Origin of the sequence: Rathayibacter sp. AY1A4 (assembly GCF_002930955.1) — a bacterium.
GTDB lineage: Bacteria > Actinomycetota > Actinomycetes > Actinomycetales > Microbacteriaceae > Rathayibacter.
This window is the reverse complement of sequence record NZ_PSTN01000004.1, coordinates 28148-43174: the sequence shown is the minus strand read 5'-3', so window position 1 is coordinate 43174 and position 15027 is coordinate 28148. Positions and strand designations below refer to the sequence as shown.

The window sequence follows — 15027 nt, the reverse complement described above, 5'->3', positions numbered from 1 at the left end:
ACAGTGGCTCCCATGCGCACCTCCACCCCCTCCCCGCACCCCTCCGAGCCGCTCGCCCCCGCCGTCGATCCGCACGAGCACGGCTGGACGACCGAGTCGGCCCACCGGACCAGCGAGGGCGTCGTCGTGTACGTCCGCTGCGACGACTGCGGGACGCGGCGCGTGGACGTGCGGACCGGACGCCAGGATCCCCCTGCCGCTCTCAGCCGCGTCCTGCCCGCCTCCGACCACCGCTCGCGGGGTGGAGCAGCGAGCGGCCGCGGGAGGATGAGGGCATGATCGCCGACCTGACCCTCCCCTGCGACGCCGGCCCCGGGGAGAGGAGCCTCCTCCTCCGGCGTGCGGTGCTCGACGACCTCCCCGCGATCGTCCGGCTCCTCTCCGACGACCCGATCAGCGCCGGGCGCGGAGACGTCGCCGCCGAGGAGGACGGGGCCGCCTACGAGGCCGCCTTCCGGAGCATCGCGCACGACCCGGGCAACGATCTCGTGGTCGCGGTGGACGGCGCCGGAGCCGTGGTCGGCACGCTGCAGCTGACCGTGATCCCCGGGATGGCGCGCCGCGGCAGCTCCCGCCTGCTCGTCGAAGCGGTCCGGGTGGCGAGCGCCGAGCGGTCGGCGGGGATCGGCACGGCCCTGATGCGCTGGGTGCTGGACGTCGCTGCGATCGAGCTCCGCACGCCGCTCGTCCAGCTGACCTCGGACGCCGCCCGCACCGACGCCCACCGCTTCTACCTGCGCCTGGGCTTCGTCGACTCGCACGTGGGCTTCAAGCGCCGCGTCGAGCTGCCGGGCTCGTAGCGGCGGTGCGGGCAGCCCGTCCGGACGCCTGATCGGCGTGTCCCCGCAAGCACGACCGGCGCAGGAGGGGACGCCCCGAGCGGAGGCCCGGACGGCACTGCTCGCCTCTCCCCGGCCGACGTGATTGGCTGGCCCGATGAGAACCGAGACCCGTCAGGGCGTCCCCCTCCTGCTCGTCGACGACGACGGAGGCGCGCTCTCGACCCCGGACGACGCGATCGCGCTGATCGGCGAGACCTACGGCGGCGACGTCGAGACGATCGTGGTGCCCGTCGGCCGGCTCGACCCCGAGTTCCTCCGCCTGCGCTCCGGCATCGCCGGCGAGTTCGTGCAGAAGTTCGTCTCGTACGGCAAGCGGCTGGTGATCCTCGGCGACGTCAGCGGGCCGGTGGCGGAGTCGAGCGCGCTGCAGGCCTTCGTCGTCGAGTCGAACCGCGGCGACCACCTCTGGTTCGCCGCCGACCTCGAGGCGCTCGACGCCCGCCTCCGCAGCTCCGGGACCGCGACCGAGCCCGGTGCCGACGGCGGAGTGGAGCCGACGCCCGGCCCCGCCCGCTGATGCCCCTGCTCCAGCCCGGCCCCGACGGCTCTCCACCCGAGGTCGACGGTCCGGTCCGCCTCCTCCTGCTCGCCGACACGCACCTCCCGAAGCGGGCGAAGGCCCTCCCGGACGAGGTGTGGCGCGCGGTCGACGAGGCAGACCTGGTCGTGCACGCGGGCGACTGGGTCGACGAGGCGACGCTGGACGCGCTGGAGGAGCGGGCGGCGCTCCTGCTGGCCGTGTGGGGCAACAACGATCCGGAGCCGCTGCGCGCCCGCCTGCCCGAGGTCGCGCGCGCCCGCGTCGCCGGCCTCGACGTCCGCGTGGTGCACGAGACCGGAGCGGCGACCGGCCGCGAGACCCGCGCCGACGCCGCCCATCCGGGTGCCGACGTGCTCGTCTTCGGGCACAGCCACATCCCCTGGGACACCGTCTCCCCGGCGGGTCTCCGCCTGCTCAATCCGGGCTCCCCGACGGATCGGAGGCGCCAGCCGGCCTGCACCTTCCTGACCGCCGTCGCCGACGACGGAGCGCTCCGCGACGTGCACCTGACCGCCCTGCCGCTCCGGGCACGAACCATTCCCGGCGGCGGCGCAAGGGGGTCACAGAGCATTTAGGTCGGCCTAAGCTCACCTGGATGAGCAGCTCACACGACCACCCCGACTCCGCGCACCTGCGCCCGGAGGGTCTCGACGACGCCACCGTGGCGGCGCTCGGGAAGCTCTCGGAGGCGCTCGAGACGGTCGAGCACGCCCGCGGTCTGCTCTACGGCTTCCACCGGCTCACCGGCGCGGCCGACCTCGCTCTGGGCGAGGCCGTCGACGCGCTGCGCGAGGCCGGCCACGCCGCGACCGCCGAGCGGATCGAGGCCGAGCTCGTCGGCCGCAACGTCATCGAGGGGCGCTGGACCTTCCAGATCGTCGAGGACTACGACGACACCTACTACGCCGCGTTCCGGGAGCAGGAGCGCGCCGCGCGCGACGAGCTCGCCGGCGGACGCCGCCACCTCTTCGAGTCCGAGATGAAGGAGGACCGCCGCTCCGGCGGCCGCCGCCATCACGAGTCGCGCCCGGAGGCGGGCTCGTGAACGCCGTCATCCGGATGCACGCATCGTCGCTGCGGGTCAAGGCGGTCACGCCGGGCCGCGGCGGACGCGGCACGCCTCCCGAGCCCGAGGCGACGATGCGGCGCACCACGCTCAGCATCGACGGCCGCCGCTTCCTCCTCGCCGTCTCCCTCGACACCGAGGAGCTCGAGAAGCGCCTGGTCGAGGCCGTGCGCAACCGCGGCGACATGGTGAGCTTCACGGTCGCAGGCGAGCGCGAGGTCTGCGTGCTGGTCTCCCCGGGCGTCGCGGTCATCCTCGAGCACGAGGACGTCCCGGTCGAGGATCCGGACGCCGAGGACGCGCCGATCCTGTACGACGACGTCGAGTACCTGACCTGATCCGTCGGCGGCCGGTCCCGGCCGCCGGTCCGGGCGCGGCCTCTCGACTCGGGTCGTCCACCCGCTCAGACCGCTCCGGTGCTCGCCCACAGGTGGAACGCCGCGTGCGCCCGATGCGGCCGCCACGCCTGCGACGCCGCCTCCGCCTCCGCCGTGCTCACCCGGCCGAGCGCCTTCCGCAGCACCAGGTCGCCGGCGGGGAAGGCGTCCGGATCGCCGAGGAACCGGAGCGCGAGGTAGTCGGCCGTCCACGGCCCGATGCCGGGGATCGCGAGGAGCGCGCGCCGCTGCTCCGGCAGGTCGCCCGCGCGGTCGAGCACGGGTCCGGCGGCGAAGGCCTCGGCGACGGCCCGGACCGTCCGCGCCCGGGCGTTGGTGATCCCGATCGCCGAGCGCAGCGCCTCGAACTCCGGCGCGAGCAGGGCGGCGGGTGCCGGGAACGCCAGCAGACCGCGCTCCCCCGGGGCGCCGAAGGCCGCGGCGGTGCGTCCGCCGAAGGTCCGGGCCGCGGCGACGGACACCTGCTGGCCGAGGACCGCCATCACCGCCGCCTCGAACGCCTCCGGGTACTGCGTCGCGCGCAGCCCCGGCCGGGCCGCGACGGAGCGGGCGAGCAGCGGGTCCCGCGAGAGCTCGGCGCCGATCGCCACCACGTCGGAGTCGAGGTCGAACCAGGCACGGACGACCGCGGCCGCCGGCGTCAGCACGTCCGGCTCCGCCTCCACCCGCAGCCCGGTCTCCGTCACCTCGAGCGCGATCGGCCGCGGCGCCCCGTCGAGGGTGAGCAGGCGATCCAGGCGCCGGCCGTCGGCCGAGACCCGCTCCACTCCGGGGAGGGCGTGGTTGCGGAGGAGGCTCGCGGCGCCGGCTGAGTCGAAGGGCCCGAGGGCCGGCAGGTCGAGGGAGGACGTCTCGTTCAGGGGAGCAGGACCGTCTTGCCGCGCGCGCGGCCCGACTCGACGAGGGCGAGCGCGGCGGCCGCCTCGGTCAGCGGGAAGGAGGGCCCGAGCACGACCTCGAGCTCCCCGCGACCGGCGCGGTCGAGCAGGCCCGGCCGGGCGGCGTCGCGGAGCGCGGTGCCGGGATCGGCTCCCGGTCCGCCGCCGAGCATCAGGATCCCGCCGAGGCGGGCGGCGTGCTCGAAGCCGGCGACGGTGGCGATGTGCGAGCGGTCGGCGACCAGAGCCACCGAGGCGTCCAGCGCCTCGTCGGTGCCCGCCGTGTCCAGCGCGACGTCGACGCCGCCGGGGGCCAGGGCGCGCACGCGCTCCTCCAGCCCGGCGCCGTAGCGGACCGGCTCCGCGCCGAAGCGGCGGACGGCCTCCTCGCCGCGCTCGCTCGTGGTGCCCAGCACCCGTGCTCCGCGGGCGACCGCGAGCTGCACCGCGAGCGAGCCGACGGCCCCGCTCGCCCCGTGCACCAGGACGGTCTCCCCGGAGGAGACGCGGGTGGCCTCGACGAGGTGGTCGGCGGTCGTCCCGGCCAGCAGCAGGCCCGCGGCCGCCGCCCAGCCGAGCCCGGCGGGCTTGGGCAGGACCGCGCTCGCGGGCGCGACCAGCTCGGCGGAGTAGCCGCCGGAGACCCGGAACGCCACGACCTCGTCGCCCACTCTGATCGGGCCGAGCGGCCCCTCGGCCCCCTCGCCGACCGCGGTCACGACTCCGGAGACCTCGCTGCCCGGCCGGACCGGCACCCGTCCGCGCCCGAACATCCCGCGCAGGAGCTTCGCGTCGGCCGGGTTCACGCCCGCTGCGCGCACCGCGATCCGCACCCTGCCGGGCGCCGGCTCCCCTGGATCGACCTCGACGGCGCGCAGCGCCTCCGGCCCGTCGAATCCCTCGGCCTGCATCGCGACGACCATGCGTCCGCCTCCCGTTCCCGGGCGCCCGCGCACCCGAGCGCGACGCTAGCAGCAGCGTCCGACCCCCGGATCCCCTGCGGAGAGCGCGGCAGCCGACCGAGAACGCCCGTTCTGGTACCGCCTACCATGGAGGGATGTCCCCGATCCTCGACGAGCGCCCTCCCCGCGAGGCGATCCTCGCGGCCGCCGACCGGCTCTACTACGAGCGCGGCATCCAGTCCGTCGGGATGGACGAGCTCCGCACGGCCGCGGGCGTCTCGTTGAAGCGCCTCTACTCGGAGTTCCCGAGCAAGGAGTCGGTGGTGGTCGCCGTCCTGCACGGCCGGCACGAGCAGTGGACCCTCGGCGTGACCACCCGGGTCGCCGCGGCGGACGGACCTCGCGGCAAGCTGCTCGCGATCTACGACTTCCTCTTCGACTGGTTCTCCGAGGACTCGTTCCGCGGCTGCGGCTTCATCAACGCCTTCGGGGAGCTCGGCTCGTCGAACCCGATGGTCGCCGAGATGGCGCGCGACCACAAGGAGACGTTCCAGCGCTTCCTCGCGACCCTCGCCGAGGAGGCGGGTGGCGGCGCCGAGCTCGCCGCGCAGCTCGCGATCCTCGCCGAGGGCGCCCAGACCACCGCGGCCATCGCCGGAACCCCGGAGGCCGCCCTGCACGCGCGTCGCGCCGCCGAGATCCTCATCGACGCGGAGACGCGCCCCGTCTGAGGCACGCCGCGCGCGGGATCAGGCCTCGCCGCCCCCGGGCGGGCCGACCACCAGCAGCGCCGCGAAGACCACGGCGACCAGAGCCAGGACCAGCGCCCCGGCGAGCACGGGCCGCGCGAGAGCCCAGCGGAGGAGCCGGCTCGTTACGCGCCGGTCGCGCGGGTCGTCCGTCGCGTGCGTCCGCCACGGTCCCTCCAGCAGGCCGCGGCGCTCGAAGCCGCGCTCCAGCGGGACCGTCGCGTAGGGCACGACCGCGCTGACGACCGCGAGCGCCGTCGCGCCCGCCGACCACCGCTGGTTCACCGCGAGCACCAGGGCCGCGGCTCCGTAGGCGAGGAACGCGAACCCGTGGATCGGCCCGGCGACGCTCACCGGCCAGTCGCCGGCTCCGGCCGCGTACTTCAGCAGCATCCCCACGATCAGGAGAGTCCAGGTCACCGCCTCGACGATCGACAGCAGGCGGAAGAGGCGGCGGGGGCTCATGGGATCGGCTCCGTTCGGTCCGCGGCGACGCGGCTCGGGGTCGGTCGAGGGTCGCCCGGAGCCTACGGGAGCACGCTCGCGAGGAACCTGAGCGGACGAGGACCGCTCGGGGCGCTCAGCCCAGCCAGCCGGTGAGCGAGAGGGCCGTCACCGCGCCGACCAGGCCCGCGGCGACGAGGGCGACCGTGCCCGTGACTCCGCTGCGGGAGGGGGCTGCGGCGGGGCCGCCGGCCAGGCGCGCCCAGAGCCGGCGTGCCACCTCCTCGGCGGAGGGGCGGTCGGCCGGATCGAGAGCGGTCATCGCGGTCAGCAGCTCGCGCCACTCCGCCGGGACCGTGTCCGGGACGACAGGCGCGTGGTGGAGGCGCTGGATCGAGATCTCGAGCGTCGTGCCGGTGTAGGCCCTGCGGCCCGAGACGGCCTCGAGGAGGACCAGCCCGAGCGAGTAGACGTCGGACGCCGGTCCGACCGGGCCGGAGCCGAGGCTCTCGGGGCTGAGGTACGCGGCGGTGCCCACCAGCACGTCGGAGCGGGTGAGCCGGGCGTCGTCGACCGAGCGGGCGATCCCGAAGTCGCTGAGCTTGGCCTCGTGCGCGGAGAAGCCGGATGCGGTGGCGCGCGAGCGGACGAGGACGTTCTCGGGCTTCACGTCGCGGTGGAGGACGCCCTGCGCGTGCAGGTGCGCGAGAGCATCGGCCACCTGGGCGCCGACCTCCGCGATGAGTCGCTGGTCGCCGGAGGCGAACCAGTCGGCCGCCGGGTCGCTGCGGTCGAAGTACTCGAGGACGAGGAACGCGAGGTCGCCCTCCTCGCCGGGGATCTCGCCCTGGTCGAGGACGTCCACCACGGAGGCGTGACGCGAGTCGATCAGGAAGCGGATCTCGCGCTCGCGACGCGCCCGCTCGTTGGGGGTGTCCGGGACGTCGCGGTGGACCTTGACCGCGACCTGGCGGGCGAGGCGGAGGTCGCGGGCGCGGTAGACGACGGCGCTGCCGCCCTCCCCCACCCGCTCGAGCACGAGGTAGCGACAGGCGAGGGTGGAGCCGACCAGCGGATCCACGACGTCGGCGGGGAGCAGCTGCAGGCGGTCGAGTTCGTCCAGCACGTCCAGCTCCCTTCGCGAATGAGTCACTAGCTCGTCTAACTAGTAGTCCCTTCGTAGTGGTCGCCGCCCTTTCAGGCAAGCACCTCGGGGGAGGTTGGCTTGACTAGATGTTCTTGCTACAAGACTGTCTAGACTGTTCGGCATGGATGAGGTCACGCTGAAGCGACCCGGGGCCTTCTGGTTCTCGGGTGAGGCGACCGAGCCCGGAGCGGTGGAGGTCCTCGCCGCGATGCGCGCCTTCCGCACGGCGGAGGCCGCGATGCGCCGCCGGACCCGCGGATCCATGGGCATGGGCGAGAACGACCTGCTGGCCGTGCAGTTCCTCATGCGCCGCCAGCAGAAGGGCGTGCACGTCAGCCCGAAGGACCTGGCCTCCTACCTCGGCATCTCGTCCGCCTCCACGACCGTGCTGATCGACCGGCTGGTCAAGAGCGGGCACGTGGTCCGGGAGCCGCACCCGAGCGACCGCCGCGCCATCCGCATCGTCGCCACTCCCACCTCCCACCGCGAGGTGCGCGAGACGCTCGACGAGATGCACCGCCGCATGCTCGAGGCGGCCGAGACGCTCAGCCCCTCCGAGGCCGGGACCGTCATCCGCTTCCTGCAGACGATGCGCGACATCGTCGAGCGCCCGGCCGACTCCGAGACGGTCGACGCGGCCCAGGAGCTCGCGGGCGAGCCGATCGGCGAGTACGCCGACGGCGTGCTGGAGCAGCGCCGCGCCTGACCGGCGTCCCCGCGGCCGTGGCCGTGCATCCCCGGGAGTTCACTCCGAGGGTCTTCTGCCGTGCCCCGGATCCGTCGGAGAATCGAGGCGTCCGGCGGCGATGGACAGAAAACGCACTCCGCGACGTAAGTAGCTAGCTCAACTAGTAGGAAGTCTTTCTAGCGATATAGAGTGACGGACGTCAGCCACTCGCACGTCAGATCGGAGCACACCATGGGCAACATCCTTTACGGCACTCCCCCCGCCGCCATCGAGGTCGAGGACCGCGCCCTCGCCCACCTCCAGATCGTCATCATCAACAAGTTCCGCCGCGACGAGCGCTTCCTGCTCACCCTCGACGCGAGCCCCCAGGCCGGCACCGGCCGCCGCGGCGTGTGGATGCACCCGACCATCCCGATCCAGTTCGAGTTCAAGGGCAGCCGCCAGCCCACGATCAACCCGGAGTGGGTCGAGGCACTCATGGAGCGCGCCAACAGCGGCGCCGGCCTCCGCATCGTGCCCGAGCCGACGAGCAACGCCGCCGTCCCGCTGCGCCGCGCCGAGCCCGCCGCCTGACCCTCCGCGCCGGAGCCGCTCCCGATCAGGCTCCGCCGCCGTACACCGACACGACCCGCCTTCCCGCCCGGGAGGCGGGTTCCGTCGTCTCCGGGCCTGAGAACCCCGGGAGCGTGCTCGCAAGTGGTTGACATTCCGCGCCTCGGTCAGGGTCGCAGTCCTACACTGCTCCTGCGGCACGGGATCGTTCCGGCGGGCTCGTCCCTGCTGTCGCACGCATGACCGGCCGCCGGCCGCTCGGGCCCCCCTCTCGAGCGACCGGCGGACGGCTGCGCGGCGCACCCGAAGCGCCGTCCGCGAGGTCCGCCGGAACCAGGAGCGGCCAGATGACCCACGGAACGAACAGCCTCACCACCACCGTCGACGAGGTGCGCCCGGGCGACCTCTTCTGCGCCGTCGTCGCCCACGAGACCGAGCAGTGGCGCGTCGTCGCCGTCCTCGGCATCCGCGTCCTCGCAGAGCGGGTCTCCGGAGGAGACCGCCGCAGCTTCACCCTCCGCTTCGTGCGCCACCAGCTCTCGCCGGACGTGCTCATCGCGAGGGGCGCCGCAGCGAACCGCTAGGGGATCAGGCGCTCCGCGCGGTAGCGGTCGAAGAGCGCCGTGAACGAGTCGACCGTCCGGTGGAACGCCGTGAAGCCGGCGAGGCGGGACTTGCCGATGTCGGTGACGACCTCGAGGTTCCGGCCGAGGTCGGCGTCGGTGTGCCACCAGGAGGCGACGCGGGAGAGGTCGGGCTCGATCAGCCCGTGCTCGTCGACGAGGCGCCGCCAGACGGGCTCGGCACCGGCCATCTGCTGCTCGAGCGGCTGCGGCTCCTCCCCCGGGCCGACCGGCTCGACGCCGAAGTGCTCCGCGATCCGGGTCCACATCCAGCGCCAGCGGAAGACGTCGCCGTTGACCACGTTGAAGGCCTGGTCTCGGCCCGCCTCCGACGTCGACGCCCAGAGCATCTGCTCGGCGAGGATCGTCGCGTCGGTCATGTCGGTGAGTCCGTTCCACTGCGTGAGCGAGCCGGGGAACACGAACGGGGTGCCCTCGGCACGGTGGATCGACGCCGCGACCGCGAGGGTCAGCCCCATGTTCATCGCGTTGCCGACGGCGTGCCCGATGACCGTGTGCGAGCGGTGCACCGACCAGCTGAACCCGGCGCGCCCGGCCGCGGTGAAGAGCTCGTCCTCCTGCGCGTAGTAGAAGTTCGGGGCGTCGAGGCGCTCCTCCTCCTCGTGGAACGGGGTGTCGGGCATCGCGCCCTGCCCGTACGCCTCGAACGGGCCCAGGTAGTGCTTGAGGCCGGTCACCAGCGCGACGTGCTCGACGGGAGCGTGCGCGAGCGCGGCGAGGAGGTCGCGGACCATGCCGCCGTTGACCGCGATGTTCTCCTCCTCCGTCGCCTGGCGCGACCAGGCGGTGAAGAAGACGTGCGTGGGGCGCTGGTCGGCGAGCACGCGGGCCAGGTCCTCGGCGGAGCGCAGGTCGGCGGCGAGCGGAGTGACGCCGGGGCGCGCGTCGATCGGGCGGCGCGAGAGGGCGGTCACCGGCCAGCCCTGCTCGGTGAGCAGGTCGACGAGGGCGGAGCCGCCGATGCCGGTCGCACCGACGACGAGGGCGCTGCGGGGGTCGGACGGGGGGACGGGAGTGGTGGAGGACATCCCCTGGGCCAACAGCCCCGGGGGCGAGGCATTCCCCGATCCGGGCGTCACGGAGGGACACCGGAGGTCACGGAGGGACACCGGGCGTCACGGGCGGACCGCGGACCGGGCTCCTCCCCTACCGTCGAGCACGAGCCGCCCGGGGTGGGCGCAGCGGAACAGGAGCCGACGATGACCGCGACCGATCTGCGGGCCGTGCCCGAGGTGGACTACGAGGAGCTGGCGGGGCGGTTCCGGCCGCTGTTCGCCGAGATCGCGGCGGGAGCGGCGGCGCGGGAGAGCGCACGCGAGCTGCCGGTCGCGCAGATCCGAGCGCTGGCGGACGCCGGGTTCGGCGCGGTGCGCGTGCCGCTGGAGTCCGGCGGGGCCGGCGCGAGCCTCCCCCAGCTGTTCCGCCTGCTGACGGAGCTGGCCGCCGCCGACTCCAACCTGCCCCAGGCGCTCCGCGGCCACTTCGCCCTGGTCGAGGACCGGCTGCTCGCGACCGACGGGACCCGCGAGCGCTGGCTCCGGCGCTTCGCCGACGGCGAGCTCGGCGGCAACGCCTGGACCGAGGTCGGCACGGTCGCGATCGGCGACGTGCAGACGAAGGTCGCTCCGGTCGAGGGCGACCCGACGCGGTTCACGGTGACCGGCACGAAGTACTACTCCACCGGCAGCGTCTTCGCCGACTGGATCGACACCTTCGCCCAGCGCACCGACACCGGGCAGAAGGTGATCGCGATCGTCGACGCTCGCCAGGCGGGCGTCGAGCACGCCGACGACTGGGACGGCTTCGGCCAGCGCACCACAGGCTCGGGGACGAGCACCTTCACGGAGGCGGTGGTCGCGGCCGAGGACGTGATCGACTTCGAGACCCGGTTCCGCTACCAGACCGCGTTCTACCAGGCGGTGCTGCTGGCCGTGCTGGCGGGCTCGATCGCGGGGGCCGAGCGCGAGATCGCGGCCGAAGTGCGGACGCGGACGCGGATCTTCTCGCACGGGAACGCCGAGTCGTTCGCGGCGGATCCGCAGATCCTGCAGGTGGTGGGACAGGTCTCGGCCGCCGCCTATGCGGGAGCGGCGATCGTGGAGCGCGCGGCGGTCGCGCTGCAGCGGGCGCACGACGCGGCCCTCGACGGCGACCCGCTCGAGGACGAGCGGCAGAACGACCTCGCCGAGCTCGAGACGGCGCAGGCCCAGATCGTCCTGACGCAGCTGGCCACCCGGGCGACCTCCGACCTCTTCGACGCGCTGGGCGCCTCCGGGGTGAGCACCCGCAAGAACCTCGACCGGCACTGGCGCAATGCGCGCACGGCCGCGAGCCACAATCCGTGGGTGTTCAAGGCGCGGATCGTCGGCGACCACGCGGTCAACGGCACCGTGCCGCCGCGGGTCTGGGCGATCGGCGCGGGGCCGAAGCGGTAGTCGCCCCGGCGTCGGCCGGGGGCGGTGGACAGCCGGCGAGAGCGGAGGAGAGGATCGAGGGGGCGGCGACGCGGCCGCCGCGGACGAGGGGGCTCGCGATGATCCGGACGACGACCGCGAGGGGCGCCGGTGCGCTGCTCGCCTGCGCGGCGGGGCTGCTCGCGCTGAGCGGCTGCACGGGAAGCGCCGACGAGGGGACGGCCCCGACGACCGCTCCACCGCTGATCTCGAGCGCTCCGACGCCGAGCAGTGCCGTGCCGACCGCGAGCGCCGGCAGCGCGACTCCGCTGCCCACCGCGACCCCGGCCACCGCCCTGCTCCCCTGCGAGGACCTGCTCACCGCCGAGGAGGAGGCGTCGCTCGCCGAGGACGGTCTCGCCCTCTCGCCCGAGGCGACGGTCTACGACGCCGACTACCCCGTCGTGCAGGAGATCGCCGAGGACGGGGTGCTCTGCCGGTGGAGCGGCCAGGGCGACGTGTCGGTCGTGGTCGGGCAGCTGGCGGTCCCGGACGCGGAGTGGCCTGACCGGAGCGCCGTGCTCCTCGCCGACGGGTTCACCGCCGACGACACCGCGGCTCCGGGCTTCCTCGACGGGCCCGACGGACCGGACGAGAGCTACCCCGGCCGCGGCGTCCTCCACCGCGACGGCGTCCTCTACTACGTGAGCTACTCCGGGATCGTCGGCTCGATCGTGCCGCTCTCCGGCTGAGGCGGCGGATCGAGAGCCCAGGGCGGGCGCCCAAGGTCGGCGCTGCTCCCCGTCGTCAGCTGCTCGCCGTGGTGGTCGAACGACAGCGGGACTCCCGCCTCGGCGCACTCACGGCCGATCAGGTCCATGGCGTTCCAGAAGTACTCGCTCGCTCGTCGATCCCCGGAGATCGCGGAGAGCAGATTGCTCGTGGCGAGACGAGCAGCGTCGGACGCGATCGAGTTCGAGGAGCTCTCGTCGAAGCCCTCGAGGGCTTCGCGAAACGGTGGACGCAGAACGGGATCGAGTTCCGGCGCGTAGTCGTTCCACGTGCGCTCGAGCGGGACGCAGGGAGCAGCCTCGTGCACGCCTCCCGGCTTCCCGCACCCGGTCAGGAGGAGCGTGGCCGCCAGCAGGGCCGGCACAGCTGTGGTGCGTCTCACGGGTCTCCTGTCGGTCGAGGGCCCGTCCCGGTCCGCTCCCGGTGCACCGGTTCCTCCAGGACGGATCGAAGGACCGTATCCGGTCCGAGCTCGCCGACCGGCGCCGCGGCGCGGTACGGCTCCGACAGGCGCGTCCGGCGTGCTGCCCAGTGGGTTCCCGTCCGGGGTCGGGTGGGGCCTGCGGCAGGGGGTAGCGTCGACAGGTGCGATTCCCGTGGCGTTCCCGAGACAGCGAGCGACTGCCGCGGGACGTGCTCGTGCTGGGGGTCGTCGCCTTCTTCGTGATGCTGGGGTTCGGCGTCGTCGTGCCGGTGCTGCCGACCTACGTGCGCAGCTTCGGCGTCGACTACACGGCGGTCGGCGCGGTCGTCTCGGCGTTCGCGCTGATGCGGCTGGTCGCGAATCCGTTCGTGGGGCCGCTCGTCGACCGGTTCGGCGAGCGGGTCGTGCTCGCCGTCGGCATCGGCATCGTCGCGCTCTCCTCGGCGCTGGTCGGCTTCGCCTCCGACTACCCGCACCTCCTCCTGCTGCGCGGAGCCGGCGGCATCGGCTCCGCGATGTTCTCCGTCGCGGCGATGACGCTCCTCCTGCGCACCGCGAGCCCGGAGCGGCGCGGCCGCTCGATCGGCTTCTACCAGGGCGGCTTCCTGCTCGGCGGCATGGCGGGCCCCGCGGTGGGCGGCGTGCTCACGGCGATCTCGCTCACCGCCCCCTTCTTCTTCTACGCCGGCACGCTCGCGATCGCGGGGCTCGTCGGGCTGATCCTGCTGCAGCGGCCGGAGCGCGACGCGGCACCGTCCGCCGCGGCGAGGACGAAGCCGCTGCGCGAGGTGGCTCGCGACCGCCGGTACCAGAGCGCGGTGCTGGCGAACTTCGCCCTCGGCTGGTCGGCGATGGGCGTCCGCGCGACGCTCGTCCCCGTGCTCGTCGTCGAGGGGCTCGGCGGGCAGCCCGCCTGGACCGGCATCGCGTTCGCGATCGCCGCGGTGGTGCAGACGATCGCGCTAGCGCCCGCCGGCCGCTTCGTCGACACGGTCGGCCGGCGCCCGGCGCTGATCGGCGGATTCTCCGTCGCGGCGGTGGCGATGCTGGCGATGCCGTTCGTCTCGGAGCTGTGGCTGCTCGTCGTGCTGCTCTGCGTCTACGGAGCGGCGGCCGCCTTCATGGGCACGGCCCCGGGCGCGCTGGTCGGTGACGCCGCGGGCGAGCGCGGCGGCAAGCCGGTCTCGGTGTTCCAGGCCGCGTCCGACCTGGGCGGCGTGATCGGGCCGCTGCTCGCAGGCGCTCTCGCCGACGCCGCATCGCCGACCGCGGCCTTCGCCTCCGCCTTCGTGCTGCTGGCGGCGAGCGCGCTGCTCGGCCTGCGGATCCCGCGCTCGCGGATCGCCTAGCTGTTCCGCCCGCGGGCGTCGACGGGCCAGACGGCGCCGCCGCCGTCGCGGAGGAGGACGCGGTACTCGTCGGCCAGGTTCACCGCGACGCAGACGTGGTTCGGCGCGATCCGCACCCGCGTCCCCACGGGCAGGTCGACACCGGTGATCGTCGCATGGTGCTCCGAGAGCACCGGGATGCGCGCCTCCGGGTGCTCCGGGAGGCGGCCGAAGCCGCTCGAGGCCGCGCCACGATCGGAGGAGAGCACCTTGCTGCCCGCGTCGGCGATCAGGTGGTCGCCGCGGCGGGACACGATCGTGGCGAGGACGGTGACGGCGATGTCCTCGGGCGTCATCGTGCCGATCTCCCACTGCTGGGCGTCGCCGAGGGCCGAGACCCCGGGGCGCAGCTCCGTGAGCACCGAGGAGTCGGCGAACGCGGCCGAGGGGGTCGAGCCTCCGCTGACCACGCGGGCCTCGACTCCGGACGCCGCGAGCGACGCGACCGACTCGGCGAGCGCGCGCGCCTCGTCGCGGGCGGCCGCCGCTCCGTTGCCGGCCGCGTAGCTGTGGCCGGGGAAGGTGAAGACGCCGGCGACGTCGAGCCCGGCGGAGACGGCGGCCGCGGCGATCGCGCCGGCTTCGGCGGGGAGCACGCCGCTGCGGTGGTGGCCGGAGTCGATCTCGACGACGACCTCGAGCCCCTCGCGCTCGGGCAGGGCCGCGGCCAGGCGCTCGGCCGACTCCGCCGAGTCGACGCCGACCCGCACCCGGGCGCTCGCGAGGACGTGGCGGAGCCGCCCGGCGCGCTCGGCGTCGAGCCAGAGCGGGTAGGCGATGAAGAGGTCGCGGATCCCTCCCGCGGCGAAGACCTCGGCCTCCGAGACGGTCGCGACGGTGAGCCCGACGGCCCCCGCGGCGAGCTGGCGCCGGGCGATCTCGAGCGACTTGTGGGTCTTCGCGTGGGGGCGGAGCGCCAGACCCCGCTCGCGGGCCGCCGCGGCGACGGCGGCGATGTCGCGGTCGAGCACCGCCTCGTCGAGCACCAGCGCCGGAGTGGCGAGAGCGTCGAGCACGGCGGAGCGGGCGGAGGAGTCGGCGGCGGCGGTATCGACGGTCACGCGCCGAGCCTAGGCCGCACCACCGGCCCGCGTCCGGCCGTCACGGCGGCCTCGCGCCGGACCGCCGCCGGTCATCGCGCCCCGAGGAAGGCCCCGCGGAGGGATCCCGTCGAGCACG

At 74.4% G+C, this 15027-nt stretch carries 20 protein-coding genes; 13 read left to right on the top strand and 7 right to left on the bottom strand.

Annotated elements, in window-relative coordinates:
• Window positions 1-12 precede the first annotated feature (12 nt).
• From C5B92_RS03845 to C5B92_RS03820, 6 genes are all read left to right on the top strand, one after another.
• Window positions 13-279: a hypothetical protein gene (locus tag C5B92_RS03845; protein WP_104254873.1), complete on the top strand. Its 267-nt coding sequence runs from the start codon at window positions 13-15 to the stop codon at window positions 277-279.
• A complete protein-coding gene (locus C5B92_RS03840; protein ID WP_104254874.1) occupies window positions 276-800 on the top strand; it encodes a GNAT family N-acetyltransferase in 525 nt (174 codons plus the stop codon). The genes C5B92_RS03845 and C5B92_RS03840 overlap by 4 nt, the downstream gene beginning before the upstream one ends.
• A 136-nt stretch (window positions 801-936) precedes the next feature.
• Window positions 937-1359, top strand: a complete 423-nt coding sequence (locus tag C5B92_RS03835; protein WP_104247004.1) for a DUF4180 domain-containing protein — start codon at window positions 937-939, stop codon at window positions 1357-1359.
• Complete coding sequence (locus C5B92_RS03830) at window positions 1359-1958, top strand: metallophosphoesterase (protein ID WP_104224174.1); 600 nt, start codon at window positions 1359-1361, stop codon at window positions 1956-1958. Before C5B92_RS03835 ends, C5B92_RS03830 begins: the two co-directional genes overlap by 1 nt.
• Before the next feature lie 20 nt (window positions 1959-1978).
• Window positions 1979-2428 (top strand): hypothetical protein, encoded by a 450-nt coding sequence (locus tag C5B92_RS03825; protein ID WP_104224173.1) that lies wholly within the window; start codon window positions 1979-1981, stop codon window positions 2426-2428.
• Window positions 2425-2787, top strand: coding sequence for a hypothetical protein (locus C5B92_RS03820; protein ID WP_104224172.1), 363 nt, complete (start codon window positions 2425-2427; stop codon window positions 2785-2787). Before C5B92_RS03825 ends, C5B92_RS03820 begins: the two co-directional genes overlap by 4 nt.
• Window positions 2788-2852: 65 nt before the next feature.
• Here C5B92_RS03820 and C5B92_RS03815 read toward each other — a convergent pair whose 3' ends face one another.
• Both C5B92_RS03815 and C5B92_RS03810 read right to left on the bottom strand, forming a co-directional pair.
• Window positions 2853-3683 (bottom strand): DNA-3-methyladenine glycosylase, encoded by an 831-nt coding sequence (locus C5B92_RS03815; protein WP_258061256.1) that lies wholly within the window; start codon window positions 3681-3683, stop codon window positions 2853-2855.
• A 20-nt stretch (window positions 3684-3703) separates the two neighbouring features.
• A complete protein-coding gene (locus tag C5B92_RS03810) occupies window positions 3704-4648 on the bottom strand; it encodes an NADP-dependent oxidoreductase (protein ID WP_258061249.1) in 945 nt (314 codons plus the stop codon).
• Window positions 4649-4782: 134 nt separating this feature from the next.
• Between C5B92_RS03810 and C5B92_RS03805 the strand changes: the two genes are divergently transcribed.
• Complete coding sequence (locus tag C5B92_RS03805; protein WP_104224170.1) at window positions 4783-5358, top strand: TetR/AcrR family transcriptional regulator; 576 nt, start codon at window positions 4783-4785, stop codon at window positions 5356-5358.
• A gap of 18 nt (window positions 5359-5376) precedes the next feature.
• Here C5B92_RS03805 and C5B92_RS03800 read toward each other — a convergent pair whose 3' ends face one another.
• Together C5B92_RS03800 and C5B92_RS03795 are read right to left on the bottom strand one after the other, a co-directional pair.
• On the bottom strand, window positions 5377-5841 hold the full coding sequence (locus tag C5B92_RS03800) for a DUF3817 domain-containing protein (protein ID WP_104225947.1): 465 nt from the start codon (window positions 5839-5841) through the stop codon (window positions 5377-5379).
• 115 nt (window positions 5842-5956) lie between these two features.
• Entirely contained in the window at window positions 5957-6946 is a 990-nt protein-coding gene (locus C5B92_RS03795; protein ID WP_181028727.1) for a serine/threonine-protein kinase, read from the bottom strand.
• 142 nt (window positions 6947-7088) lie between these two features.
• Between C5B92_RS03795 and C5B92_RS03790 the strand changes: the two genes are divergently transcribed.
• The 3 genes from C5B92_RS03790 to C5B92_RS03780 all read left to right on the top strand — a co-directional run bounded on the left by C5B92_RS03790 (window position 7089) and on the right by C5B92_RS03780 (window position 8791).
• Window positions 7089-7673: a MarR family winged helix-turn-helix transcriptional regulator gene (locus C5B92_RS03790; RefSeq protein WP_104350083.1), complete on the top strand. Its 585-nt coding sequence runs from the start codon at window positions 7089-7091 to the stop codon at window positions 7671-7673.
• Window positions 7674-7886: 213 nt separating this feature from the next.
• A complete protein-coding gene (locus C5B92_RS03785; RefSeq protein WP_104224199.1) occupies window positions 7887-8228 on the top strand; it encodes an ATP-dependent DNA ligase in 342 nt (113 codons plus the stop codon).
• 326 nt (window positions 8229-8554) lie between these two features.
• On the top strand, window positions 8555-8791 hold the full coding sequence (locus C5B92_RS03780) for a hypothetical protein (protein WP_104225949.1): 237 nt from the start codon (window positions 8555-8557) through the stop codon (window positions 8789-8791).
• On the opposite strand, the gene C5B92_RS03775 is transcribed toward C5B92_RS03780, so the two are convergent.
• Window positions 8788-9879, bottom strand: coding sequence for an SDR family oxidoreductase (locus tag C5B92_RS03775; protein WP_104350082.1), 1092 nt, complete (start codon window positions 9877-9879; stop codon window positions 8788-8790). The genes C5B92_RS03780 and C5B92_RS03775 overlap by 4 nt on opposite strands.
• A gap of 171 nt (window positions 9880-10050) precedes the next feature.
• Here C5B92_RS03775 and C5B92_RS03770 point away from each other — a divergent pair, with 171 nt between their 5' ends.
• Together C5B92_RS03770 and C5B92_RS03760 are read left to right on the top strand one after the other, a co-directional pair.
• On the top strand, window positions 10051-11286 hold the full coding sequence (locus C5B92_RS03770) for an acyl-CoA dehydrogenase family protein (protein WP_104254880.1): 1236 nt from the start codon (window positions 10051-10053) through the stop codon (window positions 11284-11286).
• Between the two features lie 98 nt (window positions 11287-11384).
• A complete protein-coding gene (locus tag C5B92_RS03760; RefSeq protein ID WP_104254881.1) occupies window positions 11385-11996 on the top strand; it encodes a hypothetical protein in 612 nt (203 codons plus the stop codon).
• Here the strand turns inward: C5B92_RS03760 and C5B92_RS03755 are convergent.
• Entirely contained in the window at window positions 11954-12418 is a 465-nt protein-coding gene (locus C5B92_RS03755; protein WP_146079252.1) for a hypothetical protein, read from the bottom strand. The genes C5B92_RS03760 and C5B92_RS03755 overlap by 43 nt on opposite strands.
• Window positions 12419-12621: 203 nt before the next feature.
• On the opposite strand from C5B92_RS03755, the gene C5B92_RS03750 reads away from it, so the two are divergent.
• Entirely contained in the window at window positions 12622-13809 is a 1188-nt protein-coding gene (locus C5B92_RS03750; protein WP_258061248.1) for an MFS transporter, read from the top strand.
• On the opposite strand, the gene C5B92_RS03745 is transcribed toward C5B92_RS03750, so the two are convergent.
• Window positions 13806-14909: an alanine racemase gene (locus C5B92_RS03745; protein WP_258061247.1), complete on the bottom strand. Its 1104-nt coding sequence runs from the start codon at window positions 14907-14909 to the stop codon at window positions 13806-13808. The genes C5B92_RS03750 and C5B92_RS03745 overlap by 4 nt on opposite strands.
• Window positions 14910-15027: the final 118 nt, after the last annotated feature.

What these genes read in the sequence shown, in the direction of transcription:
- C5B92_RS03825 (WP_104224173.1), top strand. Translation starts at nt 1,979, where the DNA reads ATGAGCAGCTCACACGACCACCCCGACTCCGCGCACCTGCGCCCGGAG.
- C5B92_RS03770 (WP_104254880.1), top strand. Translation starts at nt 10,051, where the DNA reads ATGACCGCGACCGATCTGCGGGCCGTGCCCGAGGTGGACTACGAGGAG.
- C5B92_RS03845 (WP_104254873.1), top strand. Translation starts at nt 13, where the DNA reads ATGCGCACCTCCACCCCCTCCCCGCACCCCTCCGAGCCGCTCGCCCCC.
- C5B92_RS03775 (WP_104350082.1), bottom strand. Translation starts at nt 9,879, where the DNA reads ATGTCCTCCACCACTCCCGTCCCCCCGTCCGACCCCCGCAGCGCCCTC.
- C5B92_RS03800 (WP_104225947.1), bottom strand. Translation starts at nt 5,841, where the DNA reads ATGAGCCCCCGCCGCCTCTTCCGCCTGCTGTCGATCGTCGAGGCGGTG.
- C5B92_RS03840 (WP_104254874.1), top strand. Translation starts at nt 276, where the DNA reads ATGATCGCCGACCTGACCCTCCCCTGCGACGCCGGCCCCGGGGAGAGG.
- C5B92_RS03785 (WP_104224199.1), top strand. Translation starts at nt 7,887, where the DNA reads ATGGGCAACATCCTTTACGGCACTCCCCCCGCCGCCATCGAGGTCGAG.
- C5B92_RS03810 (WP_258061249.1), bottom strand. Translation starts at nt 4,648, where the DNA reads ATGGTCGTCGCGATGCAGGCCGAGGGATTCGACGGGCCGGAGGCGCTG.
- C5B92_RS03790 (WP_104350083.1), top strand. Translation starts at nt 7,089, where the DNA reads ATGGATGAGGTCACGCTGAAGCGACCCGGGGCCTTCTGGTTCTCGGGT.
- C5B92_RS03805 (WP_104224170.1), top strand. Translation starts at nt 4,783, where the DNA reads ATGTCCCCGATCCTCGACGAGCGCCCTCCCCGCGAGGCGATCCTCGCG.
- C5B92_RS03760 (WP_104254881.1), top strand. Translation starts at nt 11,385, where the DNA reads ATGATCCGGACGACGACCGCGAGGGGCGCCGGTGCGCTGCTCGCCTGC.
- C5B92_RS03830 (WP_104224174.1), top strand. Translation starts at nt 1,359, where the DNA reads ATGCCCCTGCTCCAGCCCGGCCCCGACGGCTCTCCACCCGAGGTCGAC.
- C5B92_RS03835 (WP_104247004.1), top strand. Translation starts at nt 937, where the DNA reads ATGAGAACCGAGACCCGTCAGGGCGTCCCCCTCCTGCTCGTCGACGAC.
- C5B92_RS03780 (WP_104225949.1), top strand. Translation starts at nt 8,555, where the DNA reads ATGACCCACGGAACGAACAGCCTCACCACCACCGTCGACGAGGTGCGC.